General features: G+C 59.6%; 8 protein-coding genes. 2 read left to right on the top strand and 6 right to left on the bottom strand.

Annotation, left to right across the window (positions count from 1 at the left end; genetic code table 11):
* The first annotated feature begins 44 nt into the window (after positions 1-44).
* Together K7H91_RS14785 and K7H91_RS14780 are read left to right on the top strand one after the other, a co-directional pair.
* A complete protein-coding gene (locus K7H91_RS14785) occupies positions 45-548 on the top strand; it encodes a hypothetical protein (RefSeq protein WP_230721034.1) in 504 nt (167 codons plus the stop codon).
* Between the two features lie 2 nt (positions 549-550).
* Positions 551-1,768, top strand: coding sequence for a hypothetical protein (locus K7H91_RS14780; protein ID WP_230721033.1), 1,218 nt, complete (start codon positions 551-553; stop codon positions 1,766-1,768).
* A gap of 250 nt (positions 1,769-2,018) precedes the next feature.
* Here the strand turns inward: K7H91_RS14780 and K7H91_RS14775 are convergent, their stop codons facing one another.
* From K7H91_RS14775 to K7H91_RS14750, 6 genes are read right to left on the bottom strand one after another with little or no spacing between them, the layout of a single operon-like run.
* Positions 2,019-2,618 (bottom strand): ANTAR domain-containing response regulator, encoded by a 600-nt coding sequence (locus K7H91_RS14775; protein WP_230721032.1) that lies wholly within the window; start codon positions 2,616-2,618, stop codon positions 2,019-2,021.
* Complete coding sequence (locus K7H91_RS14770) at positions 2,615-3,751, bottom strand: transporter substrate-binding domain-containing protein (protein WP_230721031.1); 1,137 nt, start codon at positions 3,749-3,751, stop codon at positions 2,615-2,617. Before K7H91_RS14770 ends, K7H91_RS14775 begins: the two co-directional genes overlap by 4 nt.
* Positions 3,748-5,115 (bottom strand): amidase, encoded by a 1,368-nt coding sequence (locus K7H91_RS14765; protein WP_230721030.1) that lies wholly within the window; start codon positions 5,113-5,115, stop codon positions 3,748-3,750. The genes K7H91_RS14770 and K7H91_RS14765 overlap by 4 nt, the downstream gene beginning before the upstream one ends.
* The gene (locus tag K7H91_RS14760; RefSeq protein ID WP_230721029.1) at positions 5,105-5,254 is read right to left on the bottom strand and encodes a hypothetical protein; all 150 of its coding nucleotides are present in this window, start codon (positions 5,252-5,254) and stop codon (positions 5,105-5,107) included. Before K7H91_RS14760 ends, K7H91_RS14765 begins: the two co-directional genes overlap by 11 nt.
* Before the next feature lies 1 nt (position 5,255).
* The gene (locus K7H91_RS14755) at positions 5,256-5,954 is read right to left on the bottom strand and encodes an ABC transporter ATP-binding protein (protein ID WP_230721028.1); all 699 of its coding nucleotides are present in this window, start codon (positions 5,952-5,954) and stop codon (positions 5,256-5,258) included.
* Positions 5,947-7,764, bottom strand: coding sequence for a branched-chain amino acid ABC transporter ATP-binding protein/permease (locus K7H91_RS14750; protein ID WP_230721027.1), 1,818 nt, complete (start codon positions 7,762-7,764; stop codon positions 5,947-5,949). Before K7H91_RS14750 ends, K7H91_RS14755 begins: the two co-directional genes overlap by 8 nt.
* Positions 7,765-7,771 lie beyond the last annotated feature (7 nt).

The following is a 7,771-nucleotide window of genomic DNA, read 5'->3' as shown; positions in this document are numbered from 1 at the left end:
CTTCTGATATCACTCAATAACTTTTAAATCGGCCTCTGAGAGAGATGCCAGGATGGTTCGACACAACTGTAAAATTTGGTGATACAGATAGATCTGTCAGAGACCTTGCTTACTCATCGTCTTTGATTGGCGAGCACCTCACGCAACTTCAGGTTAATAAATTTCAACTGATAGATGGACAGAAGTTTCATCTGGGTCTCAATGGGCCAGTGCCGGTTACCGGTCGCGCGCCATTCGATAGCTACAAGACCTACTTCACGTCCCCCACAACCAATAGCGATAAATTGGCTTCGATGGGGACATTCGATCTGCCTTATTACTATGAGTATAACGGAACGACGGCAGAAGCGCGGGCCGAGGCGTCAACTCCAGCCCCCATGCTGATTAGCCTGGTGCCAGGCACGCCACTGCGTTTTTGTCCCTCACTTCTGAACCTGGCGAGTGGCCCCCTGGTTCTGACACCGTGCTTAAACAGCGACCTCGCCCTGAAGGTCTATCCTGTCAATTTCCAAAATAACTTTCGGATGCTCAATCCAAAAGGAGATTAAACATGTCGAAATCACACGCAACACTTCTTTTTGTCTTCGGCTCGATGTTGCTGACGGCCATGCCGGCAATGGCGAATCCGACATTGTCGATCGTGGCAGTCTCGCAGGCCGACAGCATCGAAGAAGAGCCGTTTTCCCTCTATGACGTCAATCTGCTCTACCACGCCGCGTCACAGACCAAACTCACCTGTGTGACAACGCAAGAGAGCGGAAACAATGCCTGCACGCCAGGCACGATAGACCTGCCGGACTTTTCCTCGCTTAACATCTATACGGCTGCGGGAGGGTCTATTCACGGATATGATATGATGACGACATTGCAGGCCGATGACGCCGATTGCGATTTCAACGTCCGTATCGACCCGGCTCAAAATCAATGGTCCGTCACCGTTTCCGATATGGATGCCTGCACCGCCAGTCCGGTTTCGGGCAGATTGCTGACCATCTTGTATCGCTATGACTCGCGCACCTTGGAAGAGATCACCGATGCAGGCGGTTTCCTTCCATGGGGAACAAATAGCAATCTGGCCGACCATTTGACCGGAGAATCCCTGGCCAAGGACAACAAAACCTCCCAGTTCATCTCGGCCAGCGCCAGTCTGAAAGGCATGTTCACGTACCTGTGGACGACGGGTATGGGGAAGTCGCTTGTGAAGAACGCCAGCAATAAGCCGTCAACACCTCTTTGGGTCTACAAGTTGCGTGCCTCCAACAGTTTCTACAACCAGCTTCAATCACTCAGGGCTTATAGGAACTGGAGACATGTCGAGATCAGAACCAAAGGCGGCGGTTGGTTCAAACCCGCAAACGACCCCAATCTCGCGCTCATGGAAGAGTGGGATTCTCTTGGCGCGGTGCCACTGTCTTCCATTATCAGCGTGACACCCTACACGCCGCACGCCACGGAAATTATTCAGGCTGGCCCCGAAATACCCAACCCCGCCTACCGCACCTACTTCACAAATCCCGCGATGGCTCCCCTTCCGATGCAAGACTCGGATTTCCAGTCTAAACGATGGAGAGTCTATGTCCCCAGAGGACCTGCGCTCGACGACGAGGCGGACATGGAAACACTCGCGGGTGACGATGCCGAGTACATCACTCCGGTATCGCCGCGGTGGTGCCCGTCCGGAATGAACCTGCCGCAAGACGATGCGTTTATGCCGTGTCTTTGGGACAGGCTCAAGCTTGAAAGCTATCCCGTCAGGGTCGAACCTTAACTGTAGCGAACCGGAATGGACTGTAAGTGTTGCAATTAGTCCCCATGATTGGGGCTATCGAAGCAAAACTGCCAGATGGCAGGAAAATCTGGCCGGAGACGATAAAGCGTGAAGCCGCGCGTCGGGTTCGGGAAAAGACTGCCCGATCAAACGGGTTACTGACGAACACGGCACACCAGATACCGGATATTGCCGAGCCGGGCGCTGTCACTGACTAGCGCTCGCCGGTTATATAGTGTGGTGAACGGGATCAGATTTCGTGTGCCGCGATGATGGCGTCGGAGATGCTCGCAATGCTCTCCTTGCTCTGCATGGATCGATCGCGGATGCGCTTGTAGGCTTCCGTTTCCGAAATCGACCGGCTTTGCGCCAGGATCCGAACCGCCTTTTCGATTTTCCGGCGGGCCTTGAGGGTCTCATCCAGTGACTTTACGCGCTTGTTCAGTCGAGACTCGTGTCGCACCAGGCTAATGGCGGTCGTCAGCACCGCAAGTACCCCGAACAGGCGGATCGGTTTCGAAAGCACGCCATGAACGTGAAGACGTTCGAGCTCCGCCAGGATTTCGGGCGTTTCAAACGAAATGATGCCGATGCGGGCGATATTCTCGGCCGACGACATCCACGATATCGCACCCTTGTCGTGAATCCGGTTGACCAGAAACAGAACGACGTCCGCCTCTCCGGGCAATGACGATGGCGCCGGCCACATGCTTTCGACCCGACAGCCAATGCGCCTCAGATGCGCCAGAAACATCTCCCGCTCGCCGTCATCCGGATGGATCACGAGCACGCGCATCCGCCGCAGGCGGCGCAACAGTGTTTCATTGCGAAGAGGCAGTTCATCGCTCATGCGGTCGCGTGCTCCACAATGGAACGATCATAACCGACGAGATAAGGGTCCGGGCGGATGACGCTCGCCCCGCGCCAGACGATGTCGAAGGTGCCATCCCGCCTGGCCCGGCCGATGAGCGGGCGAAGCGAGGCATGGTTGGTTTCGGTGTCCAGGAACAGATCGCCGGCCGGCCCCTTGAGCACGGCCCCGGAAAGCGCGGAAAGCAGCGCATCCGTTTCCTCCGACCCTGCTTGGCGAATGGCGTCGGCTAGCATGTGAACTTGGGAATAACAGACTTCACTGTAGACACCCGGTTCTTCTTCCGGGCCGAAACGCTTGAGAAAGCCCTGCCGGAAAGCCTCGTTTGCTGGCAGGTTCAAGGTGGAAAAATAGGAGGTGACCGAGAGATGGCCCGCGCGGGCCTCCGGCGGCATCGACGCAAGCTCCGATTCCGTCGCCGTCAGCGAAGCGATCGGCAACTGCTCTCCACCAAGCCCCTGCGCCGCGAAGGCATTATAGAGCGTTACGCTGTCTTCGCCCACCACCGTGGATATGATTGCATCCGCTTGCGCCGCATCAAGACGCGACAGTACAACGCCGAAATGATCGCTGCTCGCGCCGATCGGCAGGTAGGTTTCGAGCACGGTTTCGCCGCCGCTTTCGGCCAGAAACTCGGTCACGATCCGATTGACCTCACGGGCATAGAGCGTCTCCGATCCGATCAGGACAATACGCCGGCCCCTGTGCTTGAAAAGATATTCGAGCAGGGGCAGAACAACCTGGTTCGGGACCGCCCCGCCGTAAATGACGTTGGGCGAATATTCGAAGCCTTCGTAAACCGAGGGATAGAACAAGATGCCGTTGAACCTTTCAATGATCGGCAAGACCATCTTCCGGCTGGTCGACAGGCAGGCGCCGAAGATCACATTGACGCGGTGCTTCACGAGCAGCTCCGTCGCCAGGGATGCATAATGTTCGTCCGAGCCGGCGGGATCAAGAAGGATCGGGTCCAGCATCCTGCCGAGAACGCCGCCCGCCGCGTTTATCTCCTCGCAGGCAAGGAGTATGCCCTTGGTGTGAGCGTTTTCGGTGACGGCCATCGACCCCGACCGCGAAAACAACACGCCGATTTTCAAACCTTCCGCGCTCACATCCGATCCTTTCCGTTGATCCGGCGATCCATCAGCCCGGCAATCGCCAGCAGTTCCTCGTCCCGGCCCGGACGCCCCATCAGCATCATGCCCACGGGAAGCCCGGAAACGGGGTTGGGCACCGGCACGGTCACCGCGGGAAGCCCCGCGAGATTGCCGATCCAGCAAAACCAGGTCATGCTGTCCTGGGTGGTCACCTTGCGGCCGCCGAAGGCCTGCCAGTCTTCACCGGCAATGGGCGCAACCACCGGCAATGTCGGCAAGACAAGTGCATCCCATTCACCGAGCGATTGCAAGAGCAGCTCCGTGAAATGGGTGCGTATGGCCTGAGCCTCCAGAAGTTCCTGCGCGGTAAGCTGGCTTCCGGCCATTAGATGCGCGCACGTTACGGCGGAAAATCCGGCCGGGTCTTGCGCCATCCGCTGGCGGTGATAGGCCGTGGCTTCGCAATGAAGGATCGTTTCCCATGCCGCAAAATAGCTCGCGACCTGCGTGAGTTCGACAGGCGGAACGGCAAGGCCAGCCTGCTTCAAAGCCGCCTGCATCGCGGCCTCCACGTCATCGGAGCGCTCGAGGCCCGATCCGGTCAACGAGACCAGCTTCGGGCTGATCACAGGATCGGCGGATCGCATGGGCGATGCGGCGAAGGTCGAAGGATCGGCCCTGTCCCTGCCGAGAAAAAACGGCAAGAGATGACCGATATCATCGAGCCGCGCTGCCAGCGGTCCCGGCGCGTCCAACGACCAGCTCAGCGCCAGGACGCCGTTGCGCGACGCTCGACCATAGCCCGGCTTGAAACCGTAAATGCCGCAAGCGGCGGCGGGAATGCGGATTGAGCCGCCGGTGTCGCTGCCGAGCGCTGCCCCGACAATGCCTGAAGCAACGGCTGCGGCCGACCCGCCGCTGCTGCCGCCCGTGATCCGGTCCCTGTCATGCGGATTGCGTGTCGGTCCGAAAGACGAGACGCTGTTTGTCGCGCCATAGGCCCATTCATGCATATTGGTCTTGCCAAAGATCACGGCCCCTGCAGCGCGCAACCTTGCAACCACCGTCGCATCAATGCCGCCGGCATCCGCGGGGAGCGCGTTCGAGCAGGCCGTGGTCGGGTAATCCCGCGTCAGATAATTATCCTTGACGGCGATGGGAACGCCATCGATCGGGCTCGCTGCACTGCCGGTCTTGCGACGGCGGGCCGCCGCCTCGGCCTGGGCGAGCACGATATCCGGGTCAAGCGCGACGAAAGCGTTCAGATCCCTGTTGGCGCTTTCTCTTTCCAGCGCCTGTTCCGCCAGTGTGACCGGCGTTTCCGCGCCATCGGCAAGCGCTGCGATCTGGCCCGACACGCTTGCGAGATCATAACTCATCGAAAACCTCCGGTCGGAAGATGCTGGCCGGTTCTTTCGGCTCGTCTGTCCGAAACTGCCTGAGCCCCGCGCGAATCCGTTTCAGGGTGGCGGCGATGCGGTTTTTCTGGTCCTGCGACAATTCCTCGGCCCTGTTCATCTCAGACCCCCAAAAGCTCTTGCTGCAGCGCCTTGTCTGCCTGCAGCCTCGCCCTGTCGGCCTCCAGCCGGATCGCCCCCTTTTCCATCACATAAGCGCGGTTTGCGATCGACAGGCAGAAGTCGAGATCCTGCTCTGCGACCAGAATGGCGATGCCGCGTTCGGCGTTGATGCGTTTGAGGACGCCGGCCATTTCATCGATGATCGACGGCTGGACGCCTTCGGTCGGCTCATCGAGCAGCAGTATCTTCGGACGGATTGCGAGCGCCCGCGCCAGAGCGAGAATCTGCTGCTGGCCGCCCGAGAGACCGCCCGCAAGGTCATGGGCTTTCGGCTCAAGCATCGGAAAATCGGCCAGCGCTTCGGCAACGGCCGTCTTGCCATTGTGCCCGTTGCTGGCGGCTGCGACCGCGATATTCTCGATTACCGTCATGCGCGCAAAGACATAACGGCCCTGCGGCACATAACCGAGACCGGCCTGCGCCCGTTTCGCCGATGATGGCGGCGCGGCGCGGCCATCGATCTCGACCGCGCCCGCCATTGACGGGATTAGTCCGGTCGCATACCGCATCAGGGTCGATTTTCCGACGCCGTTTCTTCCGAGGAGAGCCACGATCTCGCCGTTGCCGACTTCCAGTGAAACATCGCGGATGATGACCGTCTTGCCGTATCCGCTGGTGGCATTTCTGATCTTAAACATGCTCGCGCCTTCCCAGGTAGATATCCAGAACCCGATCGTCACCGCGCAGCGTTTCGATATCGCCCTCGGCAAACACCTCGCCCTGATGCAGAACCGTGACGTGCCCTTCGAGCGTGCGCACGAACTCCATGTCGTGTTCAACCACGACCACGGTCGTGAACTTGGCCAGGGTGCGAACGAGGCCGGATAGCTCTCGCGTCTCTTCATTGGTCATGCCCGCTGCCGGCTCATCGAGCAGAACGACGCGCGGCGCAAGACAAAGCACCATGCCGATATCCAGCCATTGCTGCTGCCCGTGCGACAGCGCCGATGCGCTGACGCCCGACTGGGCTTCAAGGCCGAGCATGGCGATAACCCTTGCCGCGATATCGCTCGCCTGCTCCCGGTTCCTGACCCTGGAATAGGCCGCGATCCAGAGATTTTCCCGCGTGGAAAGATCATCGAAAACTTGAGGTTTCTGGTTCTTGACACCCATGCCGGCATGAACGCGCCGAAAGATCGGCGCTTTGGTGACATCGTGATCGCCGATGACGACCGAGCCGCCTTCGGGTGCGTAGACGCCGACACAGGTTTTGAGAAACGAACTCTTGCCCGCTCCGTTCGGCCCGATCAGGGAAAACGGCTTTCCGGGCGCAAAGGAAAGCGAAACGTTGTTGACGGGGATCACGCCGCCGAAACGCTTGAAAAGCTTTTCGGTCCTGAGCGCCTTTGCCGGACCGGCCTGTCGCTCCGCTTCGGTCAGGATTCGCTCGAGTTCGCCGGTGTCGATCCGGACCGCGCCGGCATCGCGCGCGGCTTCGTTCGGGTCAGGCAACCGCGAAGCCCAGAACTGGCCAAGCGCGCCCAACACGCCGTTCTTGAGGAAAAGAACGAGGAGGATCAGCACAATACCGAGGATCAGCGTGGTCTGGCCGCCAACCGCACCGCCGCCCAGCCAGAACGAAAGCCCGCCGATCAGAACCGCGCCGACGAATGGCCCCGCCAGCGTTCCAAGCCCGCCGACGAGAACGTAGATCGGCACCAGCAGCGCTTCCTGAACCGAGAAAATCGAGGGGCTGAGATAATTGGCCCATCCCGCAAAAAGGGCACCCGCAAGACCGGCCAGACCGCCTGACCAGGCAAAATTCAGCACCTGGTAGAAGCGAACATCGTAGCCGAGCAGTTCCGTCTTCTGGATATCGAGGCGGATGCCGTCGATGACCTTGCCGAACGTGCCCGTCATCAACCGGCGCGTGGCGAAATAGGCCAGCGCCGAAACCGCAACCACGAACATGAAGCCAGCCTGCGGCCCGAGCGCTTCCGCTCCCTTGCCAAATCCGAGAACAAAGCCTGGAATGTTGGACATGCCGTTATCGCCGCCAATGACTGCGGAACCGATCGTAAGCTTGAAGGACTGGCTGACGGACCACAAAAGCAGGGTGAATGTGTAGGACAGGATCGTGGCCTGAAGCGGCCCCATGCGCGCATAGAAGATGATCCAGCCGAGAGCGGCGGCGACCATCGCGCCGAACAGCGCCCCGGCGGGCAGGCTCCACAGGATGGAATGCCCGGTCATCTCGGCAAGGTTGACGGCGACGACACTGCCGAAATAGCCGCCGAGCCCGTAAAAGGCGGTCTGGGCAAGGCTGAGGAAGCCGCCGCGCCCCCACACGACATCCAGGCTAAGCCCGAGAAGGCCGAAGATCACCCAGGATGTTGCGACATAGGCGAGATAGGGATCGATGATGGTGGCCGCAGCCAGCGCAAGGATTGTCGCGGCGAGAGGAAAGATGATCCCCGCGCGCGTGTAGAGATTTTGTGAAAGTGACATGGGGCGC

The organism is Martelella mediterranea, assembly GCF_021021415.1.
In the GTDB taxonomy this organism is placed as follows: domain Bacteria; phylum Pseudomonadota; class Alphaproteobacteria; order Rhizobiales; family Rhizobiaceae; genus Martelella; species Martelella mediterranea_C.
The sequence above is the reverse complement of the archived record's forward strand: the minus strand, read 5'-3'. Positions and strand labels throughout refer to the sequence as shown.

Coding starts and splice junctions, on each gene's coding strand:
- K7H91_RS14755 (WP_230721028.1), bottom strand. CDS start 5,954: ATGTTTAAGATCAGAAATGCCACCAGCGGATACGGCAAGACGGTCATC.
- K7H91_RS14775 (WP_230721032.1), bottom strand. CDS start 2,618: ATGAGCGATGAACTGCCTCTTCGCAATGAAACACTGTTGCGCCGCCTG.
- K7H91_RS14765 (WP_230721030.1), bottom strand. CDS start 5,115: ATGAGTTATGATCTCGCAAGCGTGTCGGGCCAGATCGCAGCGCTTGCC.
- K7H91_RS14785 (WP_230721034.1), top strand. CDS start 45: ATGCCAGGATGGTTCGACACAACTGTAAAATTTGGTGATACAGATAGA.
- K7H91_RS14780 (WP_230721033.1), top strand. CDS start 551: ATGTCGAAATCACACGCAACACTTCTTTTTGTCTTCGGCTCGATGTTG.
- K7H91_RS14750 (WP_230721027.1), bottom strand. CDS start 7,764: ATGTCACTTTCACAAAATCTCTACACGCGCGCGGGGATCATCTTTCCT.
- K7H91_RS14760 (WP_230721029.1), bottom strand. CDS start 5,254: ATGAACAGGGCCGAGGAATTGTCGCAGGACCAGAAAAACCGCATCGCC.